The sequence below is a fragment of the Streptomyces sp. NPDC051315 genome, assembly GCF_044455165.1.
In the GTDB taxonomy this organism is placed as follows: Bacteria; Actinomycetota; Actinomycetes; order Streptomycetales; family Streptomycetaceae; genus Streptomyces.
This window is the reverse complement of sequence record NZ_JBITEN010000023.1, coordinates 18,096-41,811: the sequence shown is the minus strand read 5'-3', so window position 1 is coordinate 41,811 and position 23,716 is coordinate 18,096. Positions and strand designations below refer to the sequence as shown.

Below are 23,716 nucleotides of genomic sequence, written 5' to 3'. Positions count from 1 at the left end.
GGCCGTGCGGGTGGGTTTCCCGCCGGCACCCGGGCGAGGTCCCCCACCCCGTACCGCATGGTGCCCCCCTTCACGCCGCCTCCCTCTACGCCGCCGCTCTCTACGCCGTCCGCCTCCTACGCCGCGTGCCGTCCGCCCGCACGCCGGCTGCCGCCCCGCCTGCGCCATGTCACCGGCATCACCAGGCCGCCCAGCATCCCCAGGGCCAACAGGTACGGCCACCACCCGAGCCCACCGCTGTCGGAGGCGTTCGCACCCCGCGCCCGCGTCGTCACCGCGCCCGACGATCCCTGGTTGCGCACCTCCGCCGAGGGACTTGCCGAAGCCGCCGTCAGGACGACGTCGTTTCCGTCCCCGCCCCGATAGCTGATCCGGTAAACGGTGTCGGCGAGTTTCACCTCGCCGCCCTCCTTCAGCCCCTCGAAGGCGCCGGTGACGGCGGCACGCCCGGTGTGGTCCAGGACGGTGATCTCCTTCGCCGGCGCGACACCGGCCGCGGACAGGTCCAGGTCCCCGGCCAGCCGCACCTCGCCGCCCACCGTCAACGGCTTGCTGCGCACCACGAGTTCGCCCCGGGTGTCCTGCGTGTAGTCGCCGGTCACGGTCACCCCGCCCGCGACCACACCCTCGTTCGTGACGCTCCCCTTCACCGTGCCGGTGCCGCTGAGCGTGCTCGTCACCCGCAGCGCCGAGTCCCCGGTGTCCAGTCGCGCCGCCGCCGACGTGAGCGTCACGGCGCGGGAGTTGACGAGCGTCGCCCCGTCCCGCAGCGCCAGGGTGCCCTTGCGGACGCTCGTCGTCCCGGTGTAGGTCACCGCCGGCCCGGTGAGCGTCGTCGTCGCGGCCCCGGACTGCACGAGCGAACCGCTCCCGCCGAGTCGCGACAGGGAGATGGCCTTCCTGGTGTTGCGCACGACGAGCGTGCCGTCGTTGACGACGCGCCGCCGCTCGGTCCCGGTGAGCAGTGAGCCGTCACCGCCGGCCGTGCCCGACCCCAGGCGCAGCACCGCTCCCTTCTCCACGGTCGTCGAACCGTCGTAGTACTGGGCGGCCGCGAAGGTCACGTCGTTGCCCTCGGTGCCGGCGATGACGATGTCGCCGGCGCCGGGCGCGGACAGCGTGTCGTGGAACCGGCCGCCACCGATGGGGGCGCCGAGGGTCACCGGGCCGTTGTAGTCGAAGGTGAGCGTGGAACGGGAGCGGGCCGCCAGCAGGTTGATGTACACGGTTTCGGCGGTGCCCGGCATGAAGATCCTGTCGGTGGTGCCGTCACCCCACTGGACGTTCGCGCCCTTGATGTTGGTGCCGCGCTTGTTGACGTTCCTGCGCGCGGGCGTCCAGTTCAGGGCCGGGTCGCTGAGCGACGGGTCGGTGTCGCCGCCCTGGTCCGACCAGCTGTACTGCCCCGTCAGGACCACCTTGCCGCCGGGCCGGGACTGCACGTTGATGTCGCTGCCGTACTCGCGCTGGTAGAAGTCCATGCCCATGGTGACGGTCCGGCCCAGCGGGGTGTCCACCGTGAAGGTGCCCTGGTTGAGGACCTTGCGCACGTGGGGCAGTGAGGTCGCGTACTCCGGTCGTCCGGCGTTCAGCTGGGTGCCGTTGTCGATCACCCCGGAGAAGGGGTGGGTGCCCGACAGGTCCCAGGTGCCCCAGAGGAATCTCGGCTGGGTGATCAGCCCCGCGCCGCTGATGGTGCCCAGGTTGTAGGCGCTCTGCAGGGACAGCCGCAGGGTGCCGTCGATCCGGATGTTGTCCTGGTTGAGCCGGAAGGCCGGGGTGTCGTACGGGAAGTGGCCGATCAGTCCGGTCGTGCCGCCGTCGCCGTACTGGAGGGTGGCGCCCAGGGCGACGGTGACGGCCGGCGGGTCCGGGCGGGTCACGGTGACGTACGGATGGTTGCCGCCCAGGATGCGCACGACCTGCCGTTGCCGGGACCGCGGCAGGGTGAAGTCGCTGTCCCTGGTGAGGATCAGTGTGCCGGTCCCGCGCACGGTGAGGGTGCCGACGCCGCTGAACACACCGTCGTAGGTGGTTGTGCCGGCCGGCACGGTCACCACCGTGTCGCCGTCGAGCGTGACGTTCCGGCCCGCGAGGACGTCGGCGGTCACGTCACGGGGACCGGCGGCGTAGGAGGGCGGGGTACCGAGCAGGAGGGCGGTGACCGCCAGGGCTCCGGCGGCCGCCGCTGTCGTGTGGGTATGGCTGCGCACGTCGTCGGAGACGGAGCACGCGCCCGCCGATAACAGAAATCTCGCGGGCGGCCGGGTTCGGCCCCTGTGCCCCACGTTCGTGGCGCCCGACCCGTTGACCTCGCCGTAACCCGCCCTTACCTTTTCGGCGTTCGGGATGGAAGATTTTGTGCGAAATGCCGAACGTTTCTGTTTCTTTCTGTGTCCCCCCATGCTGCAGAGCCTCAAGAAAGGCAGACCGCGTGAGTCGCGAAGACGCTTTCCTGCCCGAACCCCCCGGCCGGCGCGCGCTGTTGAAGGGCGCCCTGGCCGCGGGCGCCCTCACCGCCGTGCCCGCCACCACCGCCCACGCCGCCGGACCGGCGGGTCACGGGGCGGCCGTCCCGTACGTCAACCCGCTCGTCCGCAACCGCGCCGACCCGCACATCCACCGCCACACCGACGGCTTCTACTACTTCACGGCCACCGCACCCGAGTACGACCGGATCATCCTGCGCCGGTCCCGCACCCTGCGCGGGATCGGGACGGCCGCCGAGTCCGTCATCTGGCGCAAGCACACCAGCGGTGTCATGGGCGCTCACATCTGGGCGCCGGAGATCCATCACATCGACGGGAAGTGGTACATCTACTTCGCCTCCGCGCCCGCCGAGGACATCTGGGCGATCCGCATCTGGGTCCTGGAGAACAGCCACCGCGACCCGTTCAAGGGCACCTGGGTCGAGCGGGGGCAGCTGAAGACCGCCTGGGAAACCTTCTCCCTCGACGCCACCACCTTCACCCACCGGGGCACGCGCTACCTCGCCTGGGCGCAGCACGAACCCGGCATGGGCAACAACACCGCGATCTGGCTGTCGGAGATGGCCGGCCCCCTGACCCTGACGGGTCCTCAGGTCCGGCTCAGCACCCCGGAGTACGACTGGGAGTGCGTCGGCTTCAAGGTCAACGAGGGTCCCTCCGTGATCAAGCGCAACGGCCGTCTGTTCCTGTCGTACTCGGCCAGCGCCACCGACTTCAACTACTGCATGGGCCTGCTGACGGCCGACGCGGACGCGGACCTCATGGACCCCGCGAACTGGTCCAAGTCACCGACCCCGGTCTTCACCAGCAACGACACCACCCGGCAGTACGGCCCGGGCCACAACAGCTTCACCGTCGCCGAGGACGGCCGCACCGACGTCCTCGTCTACCACGCCCGCCAGTACAAGGAGATCGTCGGCGACCCGCTGAACGACCCCAACCGCCACACCCGGATCCAGCGCCTCGGCTGGAAGCCCGACGGCACCCCCGACTTCGGCGTCCCCGTCGCCGACACCGTGAAGGAGAGTGCGTGAGATGAGACGTGCGTACGCGGTCCTGCTGGCCCTCTGCCTGGCGGTCGTCGGCGCCCTGGCCACCGCCGGCCCCGCCCAGGCCGCACCCCAGACCGTGGCCAACGGCATCCAGTTCACCGACACCTCGGGCAACCCCGTGCACGCCCACGGCGGCGGGGTCCTCAAGGTCGGAAACTACTACTACTGGTTCGGCGAGCACCGCAACGCCGACAACACCTTCCGATACGTGGACGCCTACCGCTCCACCGACCTGAAGAACTGGGAGTTCCGCAACCACGTCCTGACCGAGGCGAGCTCCCCCGAGCTGGCCACCGCCAACATCGAGCGCCCGAAGGTCATGTACAACGCCTCCACCGGCAAGTTCGTGATGTGGATGCACAAGGAGAACGGCGTCGACTACAGCGAGGCGCGCGCCGCCGTCGCCGTCTCCGACACCGTCGACGGCAACTACACCTGGCAGGGCAGTTTCCGTCCGCTGGGCCAGCACATGTCCCGCGACATCACCGTCTTCGTCGACACCGACGGAACCGGTTACATGATCTCCGCCGCCCGCGACAACTACGACCTGCACATCTACCGGCTCACCGCCGACTACACCGGCATCGCGAGTCTGGTCGCCGACCCGTGGCACGGCGGCCACCGCGAGGCCCCGGCCCTGTTCAAGCGGGGCAACGTCTACTTCATGCTGACCTCGGGCGCGACCGGCTGGAACCCCAACCAGCAGCAGTACGCCACCGCCACCAGCATCACCGGCCCGTGGACCGCCATGACGAACGTCGGAGACTCGACGACGTACGGTTCGCAGACCGCGTACGTCCTGCCGGTGCAGGGCAGTTCGGGAACCTCGTACCTGTACCTGGGCGACCGCTGGGGCAACTCCTTCGGCGGGACCGTCAACGACTCGCGGTACGTGTGGCTGCCGTTGGCCTTCCCGAGCGCGACCTCGATGACCATGTCCTGGTCGCCGGAGATCACCATCGACACGGCCGCCGGCACCGTCACCGGCACGAGCGCCACCTACCACACGCTGATCGCCCGCCACTCCTCCAAGTGCGCGGACGTCACCAGCCAGTCCCTCTGGCAGGGCGCCCAGATCAAGCAGTACGACTGCAACGGCGGCACCAACCAGAAGTACTGGTTCAAGTCCGTCGGAAGCGGTTACTACCAGCTGGTCGTCAGGAACAGCTCGCTGTGCGTGCAGGAGAACGCGAGCACGGTCACCCAGGAGAACTGCGACGCCACGGCCACCAGCCAGCAGTGGTCGCTCACCACGACCGGCGGCTACGTCAACGTCAAGTCCCGCGCGAGCGGCGAGTGCCTCGACGTGAGCGGCGCGTCCACCGCCAACGGCGCCGCCGTCATCACGTGGACGTGCAGCGGCGGCACCAACCAGCAGTGGACGCGCGGGACCTGAGCGGACGCCGGCGGGTCAGGCCAGCAGGTCGATCGCGTCGATCGAGGTCCCGGCGCTGAGGAAACCGGTCGTCCCCGAACCGCTCACCACGTTGATCTTCAGCACGTTGTACTGGCTGGTGTCCGTGAGCCACGCGCTCGCCGGGACGCTGTAGCTGAAGGTGTGGTTGTTGCCCCGGTACGAGCCGTTGGTCAGCGACCGCGTGTTCGGCTGGGTGGGCGGGGAAGGGGTGGCCGAGGTCCAGGTGTCGTTGACGACGACCTGCGGCCGGCCGTTGGCGTAGGCCGTCGTCACGCCGATGCGCAGGGTGTGCGCGGCGGCGGCCTGGGCCGCGGTCAGCCGGAAGTACACGAGCAGGCCGCTGTTGACGTCCTTCCAGAGGTAGCAGGGGAAGGCGGAGGTCTCGCTGCCGCTGCCGACGACGACATTGCCGGTCCAGGAGGCGGCCCGCACGTCCGACGGATGCGCGTACGTCATCAGGTCGGCGTTCTTGAAGCCGCTCGGCGTGCCGGTCCAGTCGTTGATCCGCCAGATCGCGGTCGCGTTGCTCGGGTCGTCGGACGACGGGATGGCGATCGAGTTCAGGGTGGTCGTCGCGCCGGCGGAGACCGTCACCTGCCTACTGTGGACTGCCAGTTCGCTCTTGTAGACGGTCAGCGTGTACGTCCCCGGCAGCACCCCGCCGATCGAGAAGTAACCGTCCGAGGCCCGCACCGCCGCCCAGTACTGCGCCGCCGGGTTGGCGAGCCCCACCGTGTACGGGTACGCCGTGTTCCGCCCGGTGATGCCGACGCCGGCGACCCGGCCCCGCCCGCTCGCGCCGACGTATCCGGAGAGGCCGAGCGAGTCCGCCCACGGGGTGGTCAGGGTGGCCGGGAACAGCGAGGAGGAGGGCGCGCCGCCGTCCGTGAAGGCGATGACGTAGGGGCCCTGGAGGCCGAAGCGCTGTTCCTCGGTCTGGTTCTGGCCGTAGTAGAGGATCTCGTACAGGCCGCCGCCGTCGGCGCTCTGGTGGCGCAGGAGGGAGCGGTAGAAGGGGCCGCCCGAGGCCTTCTCGTGGTTGCTGCGCACGATCCACAGGCCGACGCCGCCGGCCGTCCAGCCGATGTAGTCGTAGTCCATCACCCGCAGCTTGGAGTAGTGCTTGGAGCGGGTCTGGCCGTCGGACTTCGCGAAGACGTCCGACGCCTCGACGGTGGAGGTGGTGTAGGTGTACGAGTCGGGCTCGTCGTTGGGGAACAGACCCTTCTTCACGCGGAGGATGTAGCGGGTCGCGGAGACGGACGTGTCGGCCTTGTTCGTCCACAGGTAGATGTTGTTCTCGCCGCTGCGGGCCGCGTAGTAGTGCTTCAGCGTGCCGTACGCCACCGAGATCAGGATGGTGGTGCCGGACTGCCTGACGGTGACGGTGGAGGTGCCGAGGCCGGACTCGATGTGCGAGTTCATGCCGCCGTAGCCCTGGTACTCGACGCCCCGGTAGACCAGTGAGGTCAGGTCGCCGTTGGTCTTGCTGACCTTGAAGACGAGGTGGGCGCCGGTGTCGACCACGTAGTTGGAGCCGTCGTCGGTGTAGCCGAAGGCGGCGGCGGACGCGGGGGTGGCGAGCGGACCGGCGAGGGCGGCCGAGCCGGCGGCGGCCGCGATGCCGACGGTCGCGCGCACGAAGGTGCGGCGTCGGACCGGCTGGCTGTCGGATCCGGGCATGGGGGTGCCTCCTTCGGGAGGTGTGGGGGGTGCGGGTGATTCGTCAGAGTGACAGTTGAATCGATTTCGCGAAAGGGCTTTCACCGGCGGGAGGTTGGCGATTTTGTGAAAAGACTCCAGGGGCTAGAAAGCGCTTGCCGGAGGCGGTACGGTCCAGCCGCCAGGCCTTGTCGCCCTGACGGAGGAGCCGTAGTGAGACGTTTCACCCCCGCCGCGCTGGCGGCGCTGACCGTGACCGCCGCCCTGACGGCCGTGCCCGCCGCCCACGCCCACACCGGCCGCCCGGCCCTCGGTGTCGACCACTGCACCGCCACCGCCTGCCACTTCGACGTCCCGCCCGGGACCTACGACGTCACGGTCCGCCTCGGCGGCGAGGCGGCGTCCAGCACCGCGATCCGCGGCGAGACGCGGCGCTCCCTGCTCCCCGAGACCGCCGTCCCGGCCGGCGAACGCGTCACCCGCGGCTTCACCGTGAACGTCCGCACCCCCGAGGGCGAGCCGACCGGCGCCGCCGGAACCGCCGGCCTCGACCTGGTCCTCGGCGGCTCGGCCCCCGCCCTCGCCGACATCCGCGTCACCCCCTCACGGCACGCCCGCCAGATCTTCCTGGTCGGCGACTCCACCGTCTGCGACCAGCCCGGCGACCCCTACTCCGGCTGGGGCCAGCAGCTGCCGCAGTACCTGCGCAAGGGTGTCTCGGTCGCCAACTACGCCGATTCCGGGGAGAGTACGGTCACCTATCTGGGGAACCCGCAGTTGTGGGCCACCGTCCAGCCGCAGATCCACCGCGGCGACCTGGTGCTGATCCAGCTCGCCCACAACGACAAGACCACCGACGAGGCGACCTACCGGGCGAACCTGGAGACGCTGGTGGCGGGCGTCCGCGACAAAGGCGGCGAGCCGGTCCTCGTCACCCCGATCGTGCGCCGCTGGTTCAACGCCGACGGCACGCTGAACAACGGCACCGCCCTGCTGGTCAACGGCCTCGGCGTCGACCACCCGGCGGTCGTCCGCTCGGTCGCCGCCGCGCGGGACGTCCCGCTGATCGACCTCACCGCCCGGACGAAGGAGATGGTGGAGTCCCTCGGCGTCGAGGGATCCAAGGCGCTGTACCTCTACAACGAGAAACGGGACAACACCCACACCTCCGTCCACGGCGCCACGGTCTACGCGGGCCTGGTCCGCGACGCACTCGTCGCCCAGCACCTGGTGCCCGCGGGCACCGTGCGGGTGGGATGAGCCCCTGGGGGCGCCCCGACCGGAACCGGGACGCCCCCAGGCCCCGGCCCCCGACCGAGAGAACACCGCGATGCGCCTGCCCCCGCCCGACCCCGCCCTCAGCCCCCGCACCGGCTACACCCGCGCCCACTGGGAGGCGGCCGCCGACGCCCTGCTCGCCGCCGTGGAGCCGTACGCCACCGAGGACCGTGCCCTCTACCACCTCCCCGGCGACCGCGAGAGCTGGTCCGGCCGTCTCTCCGACGGCCTGGAGGGCTACGCCCGCACCCTCCTGCTCGCCGCCTTCCGCCGCGACGAGACGGCCCTGGAGCGGTACGCGGACGGTCTCGCCGCCGGTGTCGGCGGCGTCTGGCCCCGTGTCGAGGACCGGAGCCAGCCGCTGGTCGAGGCGGCCTCGATCGCCCTGGCGCTGCGGCTGACGCGGCCCCTGCTCTGGGACCGCCTGGACGACGGCGTGCGGCAGCGGGCCGCCGCCTGGCTCGGGGACGCGCTGACCGCCGAACCATGGCCGTGCAACTGGGAACTCTTTCCCGTGACGGTCGGCGGATTCCTGCACGCGGTCGGCTGGGAACCGGATAGCGCACGCGAGGCGGTCGACCGCGGCCTGGAGCGCATCGAGCGGTGGTACGTCGGCGGCGGCTGGTACACGGACGGAGCGGGCCGCGCCTTCGACTACTACAACGGCTGGGCGATGCACCTCTATCCGGTCCTGCACGCCTGGCTCGCCGACGACAGGCGCCTGCTGGACCTGTACGGAGGCCGGCTCTCCCGTCATCTCGCCGACTACGCCCGCCTGTTCGGCGGCGACGGCGCCCCCCTGCACCAGGGCCGCTCCCTCACCTACCGCTTCGCGACGACGGCCCCGTTGTGGCTCGGCGCCCTGACCGGCCACACCCCGCTGCCGCCCGGCGAGACCCGCCGCCTGGCCTCCGGCGCCCTGAAGTACTTCCTGGAGCGGGGAGCCGTCGACGAACGCGGCCTGCTCACCCTCGGCTGGCACGGCCCCGACCCCGCTGTCCTGCAGGGCTATTCGGGACCCGCCTCCCCCTACTGGGCCAGCAAGGGCTTCATCGGGCTGCTGCTCCCGCCCGAGCACGAGGTGTGGACGGCGCGGGAGGCGCCGGGCCCGGCGGAGCGCGCGGACGCGGTCACGCCGATCGCCGCCCCCAACTGGCTGCTGCAGTCCACCCGTTCGGACGGCCTGGTCCGCCTGCACAACCACGGCAGCGAGGACGTCCGCTACGACCCGTACTACACGCGGCTCGCGTACTCGACGGTGACGGCGCCCGCGGCGTCGTACGACAACAGCGTGATCGTCGGGAACGACCCGGCCCGTACCGGCATCGAACCGCTGGGGGCCGGGGACGGCTGGGTGGCCTCCCGGCACACGGCGGGCGGGGGAGCGCGGGTGACCAGCGTCGTGCTGGCGCGGGGCGCGGCGGAGGTGCGGGCCCATCTGGTGACGGGGGTGCGGCCCGGGACGCCGGTGCGGGTGACGGGGTGGGCCACCGGGGAGGGGGTGCGGGCCGACCTCGTGCCCGTCCACGGACTGGACGACTCCCTCACGGGGGTCACCGGCGACGGTGACCGTCTCTTCGTCGCCCTCGTCCGGCTCACCGCCGAACCGGACCCGGCACCGCTGGAGGAAGCCGTGTCGGTGCGGGTGGAGGCGGACGAGATCCACGTCCGATGGAGCGGGGCAGACGAGGTGCGCCTGCGGGTGACGGACGGAGCGGTCGTCTCGCCGGACCTCGTGCCGGTCACGACGCGCCCGGGCGGCGACGCGGCAGACGCGTGACGCCGGCGAACGTCGCCAGGGTGGCGAACGTCATCAGCGCGTGGACGCAGTACAGGCCCCAGGACTCGTGCGAGCCGGGCAGCACGGCGTACGCGGGCCTGTTGACGGCCCAGCCGGCCGCCAGGGCGGTCAGGAAGGCCGGCCAGCGGTGCCGGACGCCGTCGGCCACGTCCTGGAGCGGGGCGACCTGCGCCACGACGAGCATCACGTGCGCGCCGTGGTCCACCCGGCCGAAGGCGGTGGCGACGGCGCCCGCGACCAGGCAGAACAGCCAGACCCGCAGCAGGGCCCCGGCCGGGGCGGGCCGGCGGGGCATCCCCCGCGGGAGCCAGAAGAACCGCCACACGTCATGGACGAAACCGCGCCTCGCCTCGCCGGGCATCCCGACCGACCTCCCCCGTCCGCGTGGGCCGTACTGGTGAGACGCGCCGACCGGGTGCGGTGGTCGTACGGCGGTGGCGTGTCGACGGGTGCACAGGGTACGGCGGTGGCGTGGGGGCGGGTGCGGCGGGTACGGCGGCGGAATCGTCCCCCTGCCCGCGGGCCGGGCCCGGTGCGGCGACCGGAGCAACTGCGTTGCCCGGCGCGGGGGCGTGCGTGAGAATCCCCGGCATGACTTCCACGATCCGCCATGTGACGATCGACAGTTCCGACGCCTACGCGCTGGCGACCTTCTGGTCGCAGGTCCTCGGCCAGGCCGTTCACGAGGACGACAAGCCGGGTGACGAGGAAGCGCTGATCGAGGGCGCGGGTCTGCTCTTCGTCACCGTCCCGGAGGGCAAGACGATCAAGAACCGCATCCACTTCGACCTGCAGCCGCACGACCGCACCCGGGAGGAGGAGGTCGAGCGCCTGCTCGGCCTCGGCGCCACCCTGGTCGACGACCGCCGCAATCCCGACGGCACCGGCTGGGCGGTCCTCGCGGATCCGGAGGGGAACGAGTTCTGCGTGGAGCGGAGCGCGGGGGAGCGGAAGCAGTAGCGGTGGCGGGCCGGCCGCCCCGGGCGGGCGTGGAGGCGCGGGCGGCGGTCCGGCCGGGGTCAGTCCTCACGCGGCCAGTGCGTGAGGGCCGTGTGCAGTGCGTCGATCGCCTTCTCCCACGAGCGCTGCACGTCCCGGGGCGCCCCGAAGCCGCCGCCGGCCTCGAGGACGCAGTAGCCGTGGAAGGTGCTGCGCAGCAGGCGGACGGCGTCCGTGAGGTCGGGTTCCTCGAGGCCGTAGGCGCGGAGCATGCCGTAGGTGATCTCGGCGGTGCGGCGGAAGGCCGGGCTGTCGGCGAACAGGTCCCGGTCGACGGGGATCTGGGTGGCGGCGTACCGCCCCGGATGCCGCAGCGCGTACGCGCGGTAGGCCCCGGCGAACCCGGCGAGCGCCTCCTTGCCCGCCCGCCCGGCGACGGCCACCGCGATCCCGTCGATCATCTCGGCGCCGGCGAGCAGCGCGACGCGGGTCCGCAGGTCCTGGAGGTTCTTGACGTGCGAGTACAGGCTCGCGTCCTTGACGCCGAAGCGGCGGGCCAGCGCGGAGAGGGTGACGTTGTCGAACCCGACCTCGTCGGCGAGATCGGCGGCGGCCGCGACCAGACGGTCGGGGGTGAGGCCGGCTCGGGGCATGGGGCGGCGCCTTGCTGGTAGGGGGACGGTGCTTGGCGGGTCGGTGGAGATCCTAGGGGCTGTCCGGAAGCGGTGACTTCGCGGTGAATGCGGCGTGATCATGTTCACTGCGGTCGCGGGAGGCGTGTGCGTGGCTTGTGGTGGGGTCGCTGATCGTTTACAACTTCCCCACTCGTGAACAGTTGGGTGGGGGATTCTGTGCGTTCGGCACGTCCGTTCGCTGTCGTCGTCACGCTCCCTCCGGGGCGGTGGCCCGGCCCACGTCCGGGAGCAACCTGACAACGATGGGAAGCGCACGTGGCCGGCAGATCCCCAGAAGAGCCCGCAAACGGCTCGTCCATATCCGACGAGGAACTGCGGGCGTTCCTCCAGGACAGCGAACGAGGGGCGGCCTCCGCTCCCGAGGAGCCCTCGGCGCGCGCCCGCATGGTGACCGAGCGGCTGCGGCGGCAGGCGGAGCCCGAGGGCTGGCGGACCGGTCCCGCCCGGCGCGAGCCGGACGGGCGGGCCGGCCGGCGCCGGACGCTGTGGTCGGCTCTGGGGGTGGCCCTGGCGCTCGGTGCGGTCGTCGTGTCGCTGAAGCCGTCGCTGCTGCCCGGCGACCCCCTCGGATCGGCGCAGCCGCAGGCCGCCGCGGGGTCCCCCCTCCCCGCCGAGACCGCCGCCCCGACCGGCGCGCCCGCCCCGGTCGCCGAGCAGGTCCCCACCCTCGACCAGCCGTTCGCCGGATCCCCGGCCCTGCGGTGGGCCGACGGTGCGGCCGGTGTCGTCCCGCCCGCGGCGAAGGCCGTCGGCTCGGCGTCGGAGGAACGGGTCGCGCAGGCCCTGGAACTGACCAGGAAACTGCTCGTCGGCGCGAACCTCGACCCCGCGACGCTGCGCGGCGAGAACCCCACGGCCGCGCTCTCCGTGCTCGACCCCAAGCAGCCGGACCTCCTCGACGATCTGACGACGTCCCTGCGCTCCCCGGACAAGGAGCACGACCCGGTGCTGCTGTTCAGCCGCTTCGATCCGGAGGAGGTCCGGGTCGTCGGGGACGTGGTCAAGACGCGTGGGCACATGACCGTCAAGAAGGGGGAGCACGCCGGCGTCGCCGTGCACGCCGACTACACCTTCGTCTATCCGGTGGCCCGCGCCGACGGCTCGACCGAGGTCACCCGCACGATCGTGCGCCGCGTCCTCGACCTCGAACTCCCCGACCCCGCGCACTACGACGTCACCCCCGGCCGGCTGGTCCTCGTCCGGTACGACCAGGAGCTGTCCAACTCGGCCTGTGACGTCTACGACGGCTTCCTGCACCCGCAGTTCGACAGCGCCGAGCCGACGGGCCCCGCACCCACCGGCCCGGCCACGGATCCGTACGACCGCAGTCAGGCGCTCGAGCACAACACCACGGAGAGCTGCGGAACGGTGTCCCGCGTCTAGCCGCGGTGACCGCTCGACCGGTGGAGCCACCGCAAGCGCTCCGAACCGCCGAGACCGCCGCGCCCGACGGTCGGGCACGGCGGCCGGTGGTGCCCGCCCGGACGGTGCCCCAGGGGAAGGACCGTCCTGGGCGGCGGTGAGGCGACGGACCCCCGGCTCAGCCGGCCGGCGCGTACACCACCCCCAGCTTGTCCACCTCGGCACCCGCGCGTCCCGTGAAGCCCACGATCTGCCAGCCGGCCGGAGCCGTGAAGGTCCTGGTGTCCGAGGTGGCCGTACCGGCCGACAGGGTGCGGCCCCTGTCGGTGGTGAAGGCCGCCGAGAAGATCCTCGTACGGCCGTCCTTCTGACCCTGTGTCAGCTTGACGGAGGTGAGGTGCTCGCCCGCCGCCAGGGTCAGGGACGCCGCCGTGCCGCCGGTGCCGCCGTGGGTCAGGGTCGTGCCGCCGTAGTGCGTCAGGGACACCGCGTCCAGGCGGGAGCCGCCCCTCAGGGTCAGGGTGCGGGGGGCGACAGCCGTCGGCAGGTCGTCCGCGTCGTTGAACGCCGTGCCGTGCGGGCCGCCGAAGAAGTCGCTGGCCTTCAACGCCGGGCTGACGGTGTACGAGAAGTCGACCGCGTGCGGGAAGTGGTCCGACAGGTTGCCGCCCGCGGAGTCGAGGAAGGACGCCCACTCGTTGCTGTACCGGGTAGCCGTCAGGGACAGCAGCTCGCTGCCCCGGTAGAGGACCTTGTCCACCACCTCGCAGTCGTTCGGCGGGGCCGTGGTCGGGCACAGCAGCGCGTCCGCGCCCTGGGCCGGCGGCGTGCCGCCCCTCACCAGCTGCACCCACGGGTCCGTCAGGCCGTTCTCGGCGACGAGGGTGCGGATGTTGTCGCCGGCGCGGGTGTAGCGGGTGTTCGTGTCACCCATCACGATCACCGCGTTGCCGGAGGAGTTCGCCTGGATGAAGTCCGACAGCTGCTCGATGTTGGCGCGGCGGGCGGCCAGCGCGTCGTCCGTCGCGTCGGCGTTGGTGTGGACGTTGTAGAGGTCCACGAAGACGCCCTCCGCCAGCCGGACCCGGGCCAGCGTGAAGCCCTTGGGGGTCAGGCAGTTGGTGCCCGTGCAGTCGGTCCAGCGGACCCGTTCGAAGTCCTCGAAGGGGTGGTCCGAGAGCGTGTTCAGTCCGTCGCCGAAGGCCGCGCCGCCGCTCGTCGCCGTGCGGTACGGGTGGTCGTCGCCCGCGTACAGCGCCGCGTGGTAGTTGAAGTCCTCCTGGACGTTGACGATGTCGTACGCGCCCAACCGCGGTGAGATCAAAGGGGTGTTGGTCGCCGGGTTGCCGGAACTCAGGCCCTCGGGCAGACCCGCCACGTTGTACGTCAGGACGTCGAACGTGCCGGTGGTGGCTGCCGCGGCGGGCGTCGCGCCGGTGCCCGCGAGGCCGGTCACGGCCAGGGCGGCGGCCGCGAGGGTGCCCAGGAGTCTTCTCATGGTGGGGGTGTCTCCGGTCGGGAGGGGAAAAGGGCGGGGAGCTGAACGCTGCTCACGTTCGATGTCCAACAGTGTGACGAACAGGGGTGGTTGAGGAAACAGTGAGGGACGAGGTGAGCCGGACGTGTCCGGGTCGGCCGCCGCTCACCCGTCGGTCGTCCGACGTTCATGTTCCGACCCGATCCTCCCCACGCGGCGCACTCGCGCCGTGGAAGGCAGCCGCGGAAGGCAGCGGCAACCGGGAGGGCACCATGGGACACGGTCACGCGCACCACCGTCACGGACCCGAGGAGGGTCACCACCACGGCCACGGCCATGGGAGCGGCGGCGCCCTGCCCGCCGCCTTCGACACCTCCGTGCCCGACGAGGAGCTCAGCCCCGAGCAGCGGTCGCGCCGCTCCCTGCTGCGCCGTGCCGGACTCCTCGGCGCCGGCCTGACCGCCGCCGGCGTCCTCGGCCGGGCGGCCACGGCCCCGGCGTACGCCGCGACCGACGGCCGCCGCGGCAACGGCTTCCTCTGGCTGGCCGGCGACCACCACATCCACACCCAGTACAGCAGCGACGGCAAGTACCGCGTCGTCGACCAGGTCCGCCAAGGCGCCCGGCACGGCATGGACTGGCTGGTCATCACCGACCACGGCAGCGCCACGCACGCGAAGATCGGCGTGGAGAAGGTCAACCCGGACATCCAGGAGGCCCGCTCCGCCCACGAGGACACCCTCGTCTTCCAGGGCCTGGAGTGGAACATCCCGGGCGCCGAGCACGGCACCGTCTTCGTGCACCCCGGCAGGAACGAGGTCTCCGTCCTCAAGCAGTTCGAGACCGACTACGACGGCAGCGTGCAGGGCGCCTCCGACTCCACGCCCGCCAACGAGGCCCTCGCCGTGGCCGGCCTGGCCTTCCTCGGCGAGCAGGTCCGCCGCCGCAAGGTCAAGGACGCCCTGATGCTCGCCAACCACCCCGCGCGGCGCGGCGTCGACTCCCCGCACGAGATCCGCGCCTGGCGCGACGCGACCGACCCGGACCACCGCATCGCCGTCGGCTTCGAGGGCGCCCCCGGCCACCAGGCCGCCGGCCTGCCCGCGCCCCTCGGCCCGGCCCGCGCCCGGGGCATCTACGACAACAACCCCAGCGCCAACTCCTTCGCCGGCTACCCGCTGGAGAGCTACCGCACCTGGGGCGGCTTCGACTGGATGACCGCCACCGTCGGCGGCCTGTGGGACAGCCTCCTCGCCGAGGGCAAGCCCTGGTGGATCACCGCCAACTCCGACTCCCACCAGGTCTACGCCGACACCGCCGTCCGCGGCCCCGGCGGCGACTTCACCGCCGACGGCCGCTACGCGGACCCGGTCTACGGCGGGAGGATCGACACCACCCAGGGCGACTACTGGCCCGGCCAGTACAGCCGCACCCACGTCGGCGCCGACGGCTTCTCCTACGCCGCCGTGATGGACGGCATCCGCGCCGGCCGCATCTGGGTCGACCACGGGCAGCTCGTCAGCGGCCTCGACGTGCGCGTCTCCGGCGGCGGCCGCTGGGCCACCCTCGGTGGCGCCCTGCACGTCAAGAAGGGCACGGCCGTGACGCTCACGGCGGACATCGCCTTGGCCGACGGCCCCAACTGGGCGGGCTTCACACCCAAGCTGGCGCGCGTCGACGTCATCCAGGGCGACGTCACCGGCCCGGTCGCCGACCAGGACACCTTCACCGCGCCGACCGCCAAGGTCGTCACGTCGTACGAGGTGAACAAGTCCACCGGCACGGTCCGGCTCACCTACCGGCTCGGCCGCGTCGACCGGCCGTCGTACGTCCGGCTGCGCGGCACCGACGGCAACCGCTCCGCCGTCGGGGCGATGGGCGCGGCCGTCGACCCGGCGGGCCCGGCGATCGACGTCGTCGGCGACGCCGACCCGTGGCTCGACCTGTGGTTCTACTCCAACCCGGTGTGGATCCTGCCGTCGTGACGCGGTACGTCCTCACGGTGGACGCCGGCCTGCGCGACCTGCGCGCGGCCGATCACCTGCTGCGCACGTGTGCGGCCGAACTCCACCTGCCGCAGGGGGTGTTCGGCTGCACGCACCTCGTGCGGGGCGACCGGCCGCGCGTCGCCGTCTCGCTCGCGGTGGAGGAGGAGACGGTGGCGGCGGGGCTGCGCGAGCGGCTCGTGGCCCGGGGGTACGAGGTGGCCGAGGGCGCTCCGGACCCGGTCGGCCGGGCCGTCCTCTACCCCGGGGTGGACGCCCTGCGGGGCACGATGACGGTCGCGGAGGTGCTGTCCGTCTCCGCGATCGACCGGGTGACGGTGCTGGGTGGCGCGGCCGGTCCTCCCGGTCCCGGCACACCGCTCGTGACGCGGGATCACGTGCGGCCGCAGTGGCAGGACGGGGAGCTCGTCCTCACCGCCATGCCCGCCGCGGGCGGCGCACTCGTCCCCTTCGAGGTGCCCGCCCCGACGCCCTGCTGCGCGGACCACTGAGGTCACCGCCGCCCGCGGCCCGCCCCGCGCGGGCGGTGCAACGCGTCCAGCCCGCCGACCGGCGCCCGCACATGGGCCGGGTCCCGCTCGCCACGGCCGCCCGCACACCACCACACCGGGCGGCCGTCCTCCTCCCGCGGGTGCATCCCGACGCGATGCTCGGCGCAGACCGGCCAGACCTGCCACAGACACTCCATGACCGTGTCCTGCGCGGCCTCGGCGACGGCGGCGAGCGCGGCGGCCGGCGTGGCCTCGGAGTCGTGCCCGAGGTCGTTGCCGTGCCAGCGCCCGTCGGGCAGGGCGACGTACACCGGCCCGCGTCCGGAGTCCTCCGGCTCCCAGGGCGGCAGGGCCAGCAGGCGCAGCGGACCGCGGTCCGGCAGGAGTGCGGCCAGGTCGCGGTTGACGAGCGCCAACGCCTCGTCCCACAGGGGGTGCTCGCCGGGACGGACCTCGCGGGGGCCCGGCACAGGGAAGGGGTCGTACATGAAGGACATCGTCCGGCACCGACCGCCCCCGCCCGAAGCCGGCCCTTCCTGATGTCACGCGTTCGGGTCGAGGCCGACCGGCAGGCCGGTGGACGCGGGCCTCGCCGCGTGGCTCGGGGCGAGCGGGACGGGACGGACGCGGCGGCGGGGTCGCCGGCGGCGTCCGGCACACGGCTGCTCCCGCGGGAGCGGGGCCGGGGATCGCGGGTGCTGCGGCCCTCGGTCCGCCGCCGAACGCCGTAGGGTTTCGGGGGACTTGGGAGGGGGACCGGGTGACGTACGAGGCGCGTGGCAGCCGGGAGCGGAAGGTCACGCCGGGTTCCGGCCGGCCCCTGTGGCGGCAGCGGGACTTCGGGACCTTCTGGGCCGCGCAGACCCTCTCCTTCCTCGGTGACTCCTTCGCCCTGATCGCGCTGCCCCTGCTGGTCCTCGAGGCCACCGGCTCCCTCGCCCGCATGGGCCTGCTGACCGCGGTGGGCGGGGCGGCCTCGGTCGTGGCGGCGGTGTTCGCGGGGGCGGTGGTGGACCGGGTGGACCGGCGCCGCCTGCTCATCGTCTGCGACCTCGTCCGCATGGTGCTGTACGGGGTGATCCCCCTGGTGTGGCTGTTCGGACCGAGGATCTGGCTGTTGTACACGGTGCTGCCGGTGTGCGAGGCCGTCGGCATGCTGTTCGCGGTCGGCTACGTCACCGTCGTCCGCGGTCTCGTCGACACGGCGCGCCTCACCGAGGCCAACGGGCGGCTCAACGCGACCGCCGCCGCGGCCGGTGTCCTCGGACCGCTGGGCGCGGGAGTGCTCGCCGCCTGGACCGGCCCGGCCGCCGCGGTCGGCGTCGACGCGGCCAGCTTCGGCGTGTCGGCGGCCTGCCTCGCCGTCGTACGGGTACGGGAGCGGCCCGCCGACGACCGGCCGGAACGACGGGCCGGACTGTGGCGGGACCTGCGCACCGGGGTCGCGTTCCTGTACGGCCATCCCGTGCTGCGGGCCCTGACCGCCCTGCTGTTCGGGTTCAGCTTCCTCACCCTCGGCCTGAACGACCTGGTCATCTACCACCTCAAGCACGACCTCGGACACGACGACGGCACCGTCGGCACGGTGCTGGCGGCCGGCGCCCTCGGGACCGTCGCCGGTTCCCTGCTCGTGGCGCGGGTGCGCAGGCGGCTGGGATTCGGCCCGACCTGGACGACGGCGGTCGCGCTGAGCGGCGTCGCCGTCGCGGGACTGGGCTGGGCCCGGGAGGTGACCGTCGTCGCCGCCCTCGCCGCCCTCTTCCTGGCCTGCGTTGCCGTCGCCGGCACCTGTTCCATGTCCCTGCGCCAGGAGGTCACCCCCGAACCGCTCCTGGGCCGGGTCACCTCGGCCTTCTGGACGCTGCAGTACGCGGCGGCTCCGGTGGGCGCCGCCGTCCTGACCTGGGCCGCGGAACGGCACGGCACCGCACCGGTCGGGCTGCTGGCCGGGGGATGCTGCGTGGCGATCGCGGGGGTGGCGCTGGCGACACCCGTACGGCGGTCCGGGCGGCGCTGACCGGCACTCCGGTGCCCGTCGGTCCGCGCCCCCGTCCGCTACAGGCCGTGCACCGCCGAGCGGGCCCTGGAGACGAAGTCCGTCAGCGAGAGCCGGAAGGGGTCGTCGTACTGGTCGAACGAGGCGAGGGCGGCCGGGTCCCCGGCGATGGCCGCCTCGAGCGCCCGGCAGGGCGGCTGAACGGGCACGGCCGAGGCCGGCCGGGGCGGGGCCCGGCCGGCCTCGGCGGACGTCATTCGCCGTGTCGGCATGCCGACGAGGCGGGCCGTCGGTCAGCCGGCCTGCGAGAACACGAACGAGAACTCGGCGGGGGCGACGTTCAGGAAGTACCGCGGCAGCGGACCCGGACCGCAGGACTGCGAGCCGATGCCGTGCTGGCCGTGGTCGAGGTTGACCCACACCGTCCCGCCCGGCACCAGGTCGGTGCGGTGCCGCGCCGCGTCCAGCTGCTCGTTCGTCCAGCGCCGGGCGGTGAACCAGAACTCCGGGTCGCCCTCGATCCGCAGTCCGCCGAGTTCGGCCCAGCGGACGTCGGCGCGGGCGCCGTTCTCCTGCGGACGGACGTAGGGGGTCTGCAGACCGTCGACGGTCGACTGCCAACGGCCCACCTGTGACGCCGCCCGGGTGTCCGGATAGGCCTCGCCCGGTCCGCCGCCGAACCAGGTGACCGCGTCGGCCTCGGACAGCCCGAAGCGGACGCCGAGCCGGGGCAGCGGCACCGTCCAGTCGCCCTCGGGGGTCACGGACACGGTCAGCCGGAGACGGTCTCCGTCCGACGTCCACCGGTACACCGTCGACAGGCCCACCTCCCGGGCGGCGGGCGCCACCCGGGTCCGTACCGTGAGCGCGTCCTCGCCCAGCTCCACCGCGTCCAGACGATGCCGCATACGGTGCAGGCCCAGCGTGCGCCACAGCTCACCGTGCCGGACGTCCGACTGCCACGGGGCGCCCTCGTCGTTGTCGGTGAGTGCCCGCCACACGTCCAGCCGCAGCCCGGTCACCGCCACGGAGCCGACGGACCGCAGCGCCCCCGTGCGGGCGTCGAAGGAGGCCGGACCCAGGGTGATCAGCCCCTCGCCGGCCACCGGGCCGCCGGTCGCGGGCACCGACGGTGACGTCCTCGGCGTGACGGGGACCTGGCCCCAGGCCACCACGTGGCCCCGGGGCGCCCACGCCGTGTCCTCGGCCAGGACGGCCCGGACCGTCCACCACGTCTCCGCGCCGGCCCGGTCGCCCTCCGGCGGCTGCGGCAGCTTCACCTCCGCCGACTCGCCCGCGGCGAGCGCCGGAACCGACAGCGTGCCCGACCCGGCCGTCTCGCCGTCCACCTGGAACTCCCAGGTGAAGGCCAGCCCCGACAGATCCGCGAAGTCCTGCTTGTTGGCGATCCGCACGGTGCCGTCCGCGCCGTCGCCGCTGATCGCGACCGGCTCGATCACCTTCTTGAACTCCACGAGCCCGGGGGAGGGGGTGCGGTCCGGGAAGAGCAGGCCGTCGCAGACGAAGTTCCCGTCGTGCAGCTCCTCGCCGAAGTCGCCGCCGTACGCGTAGCCGTAGCGGTCGTCCTTGATGCCGTGGTCGATCCACTCCCAGATGAAGCCGCCCTGGAGCCGCTCGTGCGCCTCGAACAGCCGCTGGTAGTCGGCGATGCCGCCGGGGCCGTTGCCCATGGCATGGCCGTACTCGCACAGGACGAAGGGGAGTTCGCGCCGTTTCAGGGTGCCGCCGTCCAGGCCGCGGCCGATGCGCTCGACCTCCTCGTGGAAGGCGTACATCCGCGAGTAGACGTCGGTGTCGCGGCAGTCGGGGTCGCCCTCGTAGTGCACGAGGCGGGAGGTGTCACGGCCGCGGATCCACTCGGCCATCGCGGTCAGTCCGCGTCCGGTGCCGGCCTCGTTGCCCAGCGACCAGATCACCACCGACGGATGGTTCTTGTCCCGCTCGACCATGCGGGCCGCGCGGTCCAGCAGGGCCGGGGTCCAGCGGTCGTCGTCGACGGGGTTGTCGCGCCAGTCCTGCTCGACGAAGCCGTGTGTCTCCAGGTCGCACTCGTCGATCACCCACAGGCCGTACTCGTCGCACAGGTCGAGGAAGGCCGGGTGCGGCGGGTAGTGCGAGGTGCGGACGGCGTTGACGTTGTGCCGCTTCATCAGCAGCACGTCCTCGCGCATCGTCTCCGGGTCGAGCGCGCGGCCCCGCTCGGGATGCCACTCGTGCCGGTTGACGCCCTTGAACAGGACCGGCCGGCCGTTGACCTTGATCAGACCGTCCTCCAGGACGACCGTGCGGAAGCCGATCCGCAGCGGCACCCGCTCGCCCCGGGTGACCAGCTCGCCGTCGTACAGCCGGGGTGCCTCCGCGCTCCACGGCTCGACCGGGACCGTCACCGGCTCACCCGTCGCGACATCGATGTCCAGGGCGGGCACGGTCACCCGCCCGTCGACGTCGGAGTCGACGCGCAGGGTGCCCTCGCCCGTGACGTGGTCGTAGGCGGCGTGCACGAAGAAGTCGAGGGCACTGCCCGCCGGGCGGTGCAGCAGCGTCACGTCACGGAAGATGCCGGGCAGCCACCACTGGTCCTGGTCCTCCAGGTACGAGCCGGCAGACCACTGGTGGACGCGGACCGCCAGGACGTTGCCGGCGGTCTTCAGCAGATGGCCGACCGCGAACTCGTGCGGCAGCCGTGATCCCTTGAACTCGCCGATGTCCGTGCCGTTCAGCCAGACCCGGGCGCAGGACTCCACGCCGTCGAAACGGAGCACCGCGCCGCCGTCGGCCGGCCAGTCCTCCGGCAGGTCGAAGACCCGCAGGTGGTCGCCGGTCGGGTTCTCGGTCGGGACGCGGGGCGGGTCGACGGGGAAGGGGTACAGGTGGTTGGTGTAGAGGGGGGAGCCGTGACCCTGGAGGACCCAGTGGCCGGGGACGGTGACCTCGGCCCAGTCCCCGGCGTCGTAGCCCTCCTCGGCGAACGAGTCGTCCTCGGCGTCGGCCGTCGCCGACAGACGCAAGCGCCAGTTTCCGTTCAGGGTCAGGGACTTCGCGTCCGAGGACGCGTACCAGGCGCGGGGCGGAAGGGCCCCGCTGCCCGGTGAGACGTCCTCGACGTAGTCGACGGCCGTGGCGGTGCCGGTGGTGCGGAAAGACATCTGTCTCCAGGTCTCGATGTGAAGGCGTCAGCCCTTGATGCCGGTCTGGGCGATTCCCTGCACCAGCCAGCGCTGGAGGAAGAGGAAGACGAGCAGCAGGGGCAGGAGGGAAATCGCGGTGGCCATGAAGATCAGGTGGTAGTTGACGGTCTGGTTGGTCATGTACGACGACAGCGCGACCTGCACCGTCCAGGCGCTGGGGTCCTGGCCGATGACCAGCGGCCACAGGAAGGAGTTCCAGCCGTTGATGAAGGTGATGGTCGCGATGGCCGCGAAGAAGTTCAGCGAGTTCGGTACGACGACGCGCCAGTAGGCGCCCCAGTAGCCGAGTCCGTCCACGCGCGCCGCCTCCTCCAGCTCCTTGGGGAACCCCAGGAAGTACTGCCGGAACAGGAAGCAGGTGAAACCACTGAAGAGGCCCGGGATGATCAGACCCCGGTAGGTGTCGATCCAGCCGAGCGACGACACCAGCACGAAGCCGGGGACGAAGGTGACGGCGGTCGGGACCATCAGGGTGAACAGCACGGCGTAGAACACCTTGTCGGCGTGCCGGTACGGGATGCGCGCCAGGCCGTAGCCGGCCAGGGAGCACACCAGCAGCGTGCCGACGGTGTGCAGGACACCGACGACCAGGGAGTTCCACAGGGACTGGCCGAAGTCGACGGTCGGGTCGTCGAACGGCTCGGTGACGTTGCCCCACTGGATGTCCGTGGGGAAGAGGGCCCAGTCCTCTCCGGTGATCTCGGCGTCCGTGGACAGGGCGTTGCGGACGAGGACGTAGAACGGGACCAGGAAGAGGAGGGCGGCGACGCCGACGGCGAGGTACAGGCCGGTGGAGCCCATCACCCCCCGGCCGCGGCCGGCGCGGCCGGTCCCGGGGGCCGGGGCGGTCTTCCTCACCTCTGGTGCGGTGGTGGTCACTTGGACTCGTCACCCCTTCCGAAACCCATGATCCTGCCCTGGAACAGGGTGACCAGGACGATCAGCAGCGTCAGGACCACCGCGCCCGCGCTGCCCGCGCCGTAGTCCTGGTTGTCGCCGAGGGCGGTGTAGTACAGCTCGACGAGCGGCGGCCGTCCCCAGGTGGTCTTGGACAGCAGGTTGAAGAACTCGTCGAAGGCCTGGTAGGCGGCGACCAGCAGCAGCAGGACGACGGCCGTCGAGGTCGCCCGCAGCTGCGGCAGCGTGATGTACCGGAAGGTCTGCCAGCCCCGCTTGGCGCCGTCGATCGCGGCGGCCTCGTACAGCTCGTCCGGGATGTTCTGCAGCGCGGCCAGGAAGAGGATCATGTAGAAACCGGACTGCAGCCACAGGCGCGCGGTGACGATGACCAGCCAGTACCACGGCGGATCGGGGTTGGCGAGCCAAGCGATGTTCTCGACGCCGAACCAGCCGAGCACGGTGTTCGCCAGACCGAAGCGGACGCCGTTGAAGAGCGACATCTTCCAGATGAGGGAGGCGGCGACGTAGCTGCACGCCGTCGGCAGGAAGAAGACCGACCGGAAGAACGCCCGCATGAACCGCAGCCGGTTCACCATCAGCGCCAGTCCGAGGGAGAGCGCCCAGGTGGTGGGCACGATGATCGCGGCGAAGACGGTGAAGGTGACGAGGGCGCCGGTGAAGGCGTCGTTCTCCAGCATGGACACGTAGTTGTCGAACCCGACGAACGTGCTGGGCGTGACGGTGAAACGGGCCTCGTAGAAGCTGAGCCAGATGCTCCAGCCGATCGGGACGTAGACGAAGATCAGCAGGCCGATGAGGAACGGTCCGGTGAACAGCCAGAAGTTGAGGGTGCCGCTGCCCCGCAGCCCCCGTCGCGGCCCGGCCTTCGCGGACTTCGCCGGGGCGGGGTGCGCGAGGTCGCGCGTGGTGGTCGTCGACATG

The 23,716-nt window shown here is 72.2% G+C and carries 19 protein-coding genes; 9 read left to right on the top strand and 10 right to left on the bottom strand.

Annotated features, from left to right (window positions below; translation table 11 throughout):
* Nucleotides 1–116 precede the first annotated feature (116 nt).
* On the bottom strand, nucleotides 117–2,213 hold the full coding sequence (locus ACIBBD_RS33295; RefSeq protein WP_399423300.1) for an autotransporter: 2,097 nt from the start codon (nucleotides 2,211–2,213) through the stop codon (nucleotides 117–119).
* Between the two features lie 221 nt (nucleotides 2,214–2,434).
* On the opposite strand from ACIBBD_RS33295, the gene ACIBBD_RS33290 reads away from it, so the two are divergent.
* Nucleotides 2,435–3,523: a family 43 glycosylhydrolase gene (locus ACIBBD_RS33290; protein WP_399423299.1), complete on the top strand. Its 1,089-nt coding sequence runs from the start codon at nucleotides 2,435–2,437 to the stop codon at nucleotides 3,521–3,523.
* Nucleotide 3,524: 1 nt separating this feature from the next.
* Nucleotides 3,525–4,937, top strand: a complete 1,413-nt coding sequence (locus ACIBBD_RS33285; protein ID WP_399423298.1) for an RICIN domain-containing protein — start codon at nucleotides 3,525–3,527, stop codon at nucleotides 4,935–4,937.
* Nucleotides 4,938–4,952: 15 nt separating this feature from the next.
* On the opposite strand, the gene ACIBBD_RS33280 is transcribed toward ACIBBD_RS33285, so the two are convergent.
* Entirely contained in the window at nucleotides 4,953–6,641 is a 1,689-nt protein-coding gene (locus ACIBBD_RS33280; RefSeq protein WP_399423297.1) for a rhamnogalacturonan lyase B N-terminal domain-containing protein, read from the bottom strand.
* Between the two features lie 192 nt (nucleotides 6,642–6,833).
* On the opposite strand from ACIBBD_RS33280, the gene ACIBBD_RS33275 reads away from it, so the two are divergent.
* Both ACIBBD_RS33275 and ACIBBD_RS33270 read left to right on the top strand, forming a co-directional pair.
* Nucleotides 6,834–7,880: a rhamnogalacturonan acetylesterase gene (locus tag ACIBBD_RS33275; RefSeq protein WP_399423296.1), complete on the top strand. Its 1,047-nt coding sequence runs from the start codon at nucleotides 6,834–6,836 to the stop codon at nucleotides 7,878–7,880.
* Nucleotides 7,881–7,950: 70 nt separating this feature from the next.
* On the top strand, nucleotides 7,951–9,678 hold the full coding sequence (locus tag ACIBBD_RS33270) for a DUF2264 domain-containing protein (RefSeq protein ID WP_399423295.1): 1,728 nt from the start codon (nucleotides 7,951–7,953) through the stop codon (nucleotides 9,676–9,678).
* On the opposite strand, the gene ACIBBD_RS33265 is transcribed toward ACIBBD_RS33270, so the two are convergent.
* On the bottom strand, nucleotides 9,641–10,060 hold the full coding sequence (locus ACIBBD_RS33265) for a hypothetical protein (protein ID WP_399423294.1): 420 nt from the start codon (nucleotides 10,058–10,060) through the stop codon (nucleotides 9,641–9,643). The two genes, ACIBBD_RS33270 and ACIBBD_RS33265, sit on opposite strands and share 38 nt — an antisense overlap.
* 230 nt (nucleotides 10,061–10,290) lie before the next feature.
* Between ACIBBD_RS33265 and ACIBBD_RS33260 the strand changes: the two genes are divergently transcribed.
* Nucleotides 10,291–10,659, top strand: coding sequence for a VOC family protein (locus ACIBBD_RS33260; RefSeq protein WP_399423293.1), 369 nt, complete (start codon nucleotides 10,291–10,293; stop codon nucleotides 10,657–10,659).
* Nucleotides 10,660–10,718: 59 nt separating this feature from the next.
* Here ACIBBD_RS33260 and ACIBBD_RS33255 read toward each other — a convergent pair whose 3' ends face one another.
* Complete coding sequence (locus ACIBBD_RS33255; protein ID WP_399423292.1) at nucleotides 10,719–11,291, bottom strand: TetR-like C-terminal domain-containing protein; 573 nt, start codon at nucleotides 11,289–11,291, stop codon at nucleotides 10,719–10,721.
* 297 nt (nucleotides 11,292–11,588) lie between these two features.
* Between ACIBBD_RS33255 and ACIBBD_RS33250 the strand changes: the two genes are divergently transcribed.
* Nucleotides 11,589–12,716 carry a hypothetical protein gene (locus ACIBBD_RS33250; protein ID WP_399423291.1) on the top strand — a complete coding sequence of 376 codons (1,128 nt, stop codon included), beginning with the start codon at nucleotides 11,589–11,591 and terminating at the stop codon, nucleotides 12,714–12,716.
* A gap of 157 nt (nucleotides 12,717–12,873) precedes the next feature.
* On the opposite strand, the gene ACIBBD_RS33245 is transcribed toward ACIBBD_RS33250, so the two are convergent.
* A complete protein-coding gene (locus ACIBBD_RS33245; protein ID WP_399423290.1) occupies nucleotides 12,874–14,193 on the bottom strand; it encodes a jacalin-like lectin in 1,320 nt (439 codons plus the stop codon).
* A gap of 251 nt (nucleotides 14,194–14,444) precedes the next feature.
* On the opposite strand from ACIBBD_RS33245, the gene ACIBBD_RS33240 reads away from it, so the two are divergent.
* Together ACIBBD_RS33240 and ACIBBD_RS33235 are read left to right on the top strand one after the other, a co-directional pair.
* The gene (locus ACIBBD_RS33240) at nucleotides 14,445–16,157 is read left to right on the top strand and encodes a PHP domain-containing protein (RefSeq protein WP_399423289.1); all 1,713 of its coding nucleotides are present in this window, start codon (nucleotides 14,445–14,447) and stop codon (nucleotides 16,155–16,157) included.
* On the top strand, nucleotides 16,154–16,669 hold the full coding sequence (locus ACIBBD_RS33235) for a hypothetical protein (protein WP_399423288.1): 516 nt from the start codon (nucleotides 16,154–16,156) through the stop codon (nucleotides 16,667–16,669). Before ACIBBD_RS33240 ends, ACIBBD_RS33235 begins: the two co-directional genes overlap by 4 nt.
* Nucleotides 16,670–16,671: 2 nt before the next feature.
* Here ACIBBD_RS33235 and ACIBBD_RS33230 read toward each other — a convergent pair whose 3' ends face one another.
* Nucleotides 16,672–17,157, bottom strand: coding sequence for a hypothetical protein (locus ACIBBD_RS33230; protein ID WP_399423287.1), 486 nt, complete (start codon nucleotides 17,155–17,157; stop codon nucleotides 16,672–16,674).
* 272 nt (nucleotides 17,158–17,429) lie between these two features.
* Between ACIBBD_RS33230 and ACIBBD_RS33225 the strand changes: the two genes are divergently transcribed.
* Nucleotides 17,430–18,686 (top strand): MFS transporter, encoded by a 1,257-nt coding sequence (locus ACIBBD_RS33225; protein WP_399423286.1) that lies wholly within the window; start codon nucleotides 17,430–17,432, stop codon nucleotides 18,684–18,686.
* Nucleotides 18,687–18,724: 38 nt separating this feature from the next.
* Here the strand turns inward: ACIBBD_RS33225 and ACIBBD_RS33220 are convergent, their stop codons facing one another.
* From ACIBBD_RS33220 to ACIBBD_RS33205, 4 genes are read right to left on the bottom strand one after another with little or no spacing between them, the layout of a single operon-like run.
* Nucleotides 18,725–18,937 carry a hypothetical protein gene (locus ACIBBD_RS33220; protein WP_399423285.1) on the bottom strand — a complete coding sequence of 71 codons (213 nt, stop codon included), beginning with the start codon at nucleotides 18,935–18,937 and terminating at the stop codon, nucleotides 18,725–18,727.
* 21 nt (nucleotides 18,938–18,958) lie between these two features.
* On the bottom strand, nucleotides 18,959–21,832 hold the full coding sequence (locus tag ACIBBD_RS33215) for a glycoside hydrolase family 2 TIM barrel-domain containing protein (RefSeq protein WP_399423284.1): 2,874 nt from the start codon (nucleotides 21,830–21,832) through the stop codon (nucleotides 18,959–18,961).
* Between the two features lie 27 nt (nucleotides 21,833–21,859).
* The gene (locus ACIBBD_RS33210; RefSeq protein ID WP_399423283.1) at nucleotides 21,860–22,753 is read right to left on the bottom strand and encodes a carbohydrate ABC transporter permease; all 894 of its coding nucleotides are present in this window, start codon (nucleotides 22,751–22,753) and stop codon (nucleotides 21,860–21,862) included.
* A complete protein-coding gene (locus ACIBBD_RS33205) occupies nucleotides 22,750–23,715 on the bottom strand; it encodes a carbohydrate ABC transporter permease (RefSeq protein ID WP_399423282.1) in 966 nt (321 codons plus the stop codon). Before ACIBBD_RS33205 ends, ACIBBD_RS33210 begins: the two co-directional genes overlap by 4 nt.
* Nucleotide 23,716: the final 1 nt, after the last annotated feature.

What these genes read in the sequence shown, in the direction of transcription:
- ACIBBD_RS33265 (WP_399423294.1), bottom strand. Translation starts at nt 10,060, where the DNA reads ATGCCCGGCGAGGCGAGGCGCGGTTTCGTCCATGACGTGTGGCGGTTC.
- ACIBBD_RS33260 (WP_399423293.1), top strand. Translation starts at nt 10,291, where the DNA reads ATGACTTCCACGATCCGCCATGTGACGATCGACAGTTCCGACGCCTAC.
- ACIBBD_RS33280 (WP_399423297.1), bottom strand. Translation starts at nt 6,641, where the DNA reads ATGCCCGGATCCGACAGCCAGCCGGTCCGACGCCGCACCTTCGTGCGC.
- ACIBBD_RS33285 (WP_399423298.1), top strand. Translation starts at nt 3,525, where the DNA reads ATGAGACGTGCGTACGCGGTCCTGCTGGCCCTCTGCCTGGCGGTCGTC.
- ACIBBD_RS33240 (WP_399423289.1), top strand. Translation starts at nt 14,445, where the DNA reads ATGGGACACGGTCACGCGCACCACCGTCACGGACCCGAGGAGGGTCAC.
- ACIBBD_RS33245 (WP_399423290.1), bottom strand. Translation starts at nt 14,193, where the DNA reads ATGAGAAGACTCCTGGGCACCCTCGCGGCCGCCGCCCTGGCCGTGACC.
- ACIBBD_RS33270 (WP_399423295.1), top strand. Translation starts at nt 7,951, where the DNA reads ATGCGCCTGCCCCCGCCCGACCCCGCCCTCAGCCCCCGCACCGGCTAC.
- ACIBBD_RS33255 (WP_399423292.1), bottom strand. Translation starts at nt 11,291, where the DNA reads ATGCCCCGAGCCGGCCTCACCCCCGACCGTCTGGTCGCGGCCGCCGCC.
- ACIBBD_RS33205 (WP_399423282.1), bottom strand. Translation starts at nt 23,715, where the DNA reads ATGTCGACGACCACCACGCGCGACCTCGCGCACCCCGCCCCGGCGAAG.
- ACIBBD_RS33220 (WP_399423285.1), bottom strand. Translation starts at nt 18,937, where the DNA reads ATGCCGACACGGCGAATGACGTCCGCCGAGGCCGGCCGGGCCCCGCCC.
- ACIBBD_RS33230 (WP_399423287.1), bottom strand. Translation starts at nt 17,157, where the DNA reads ATGTACGACCCCTTCCCTGTGCCGGGCCCCCGCGAGGTCCGTCCCGGC.
- ACIBBD_RS33215 (WP_399423284.1), bottom strand. Translation starts at nt 21,832, where the DNA reads ATGTCTTTCCGCACCACCGGCACCGCCACGGCCGTCGACTACGTCGAG.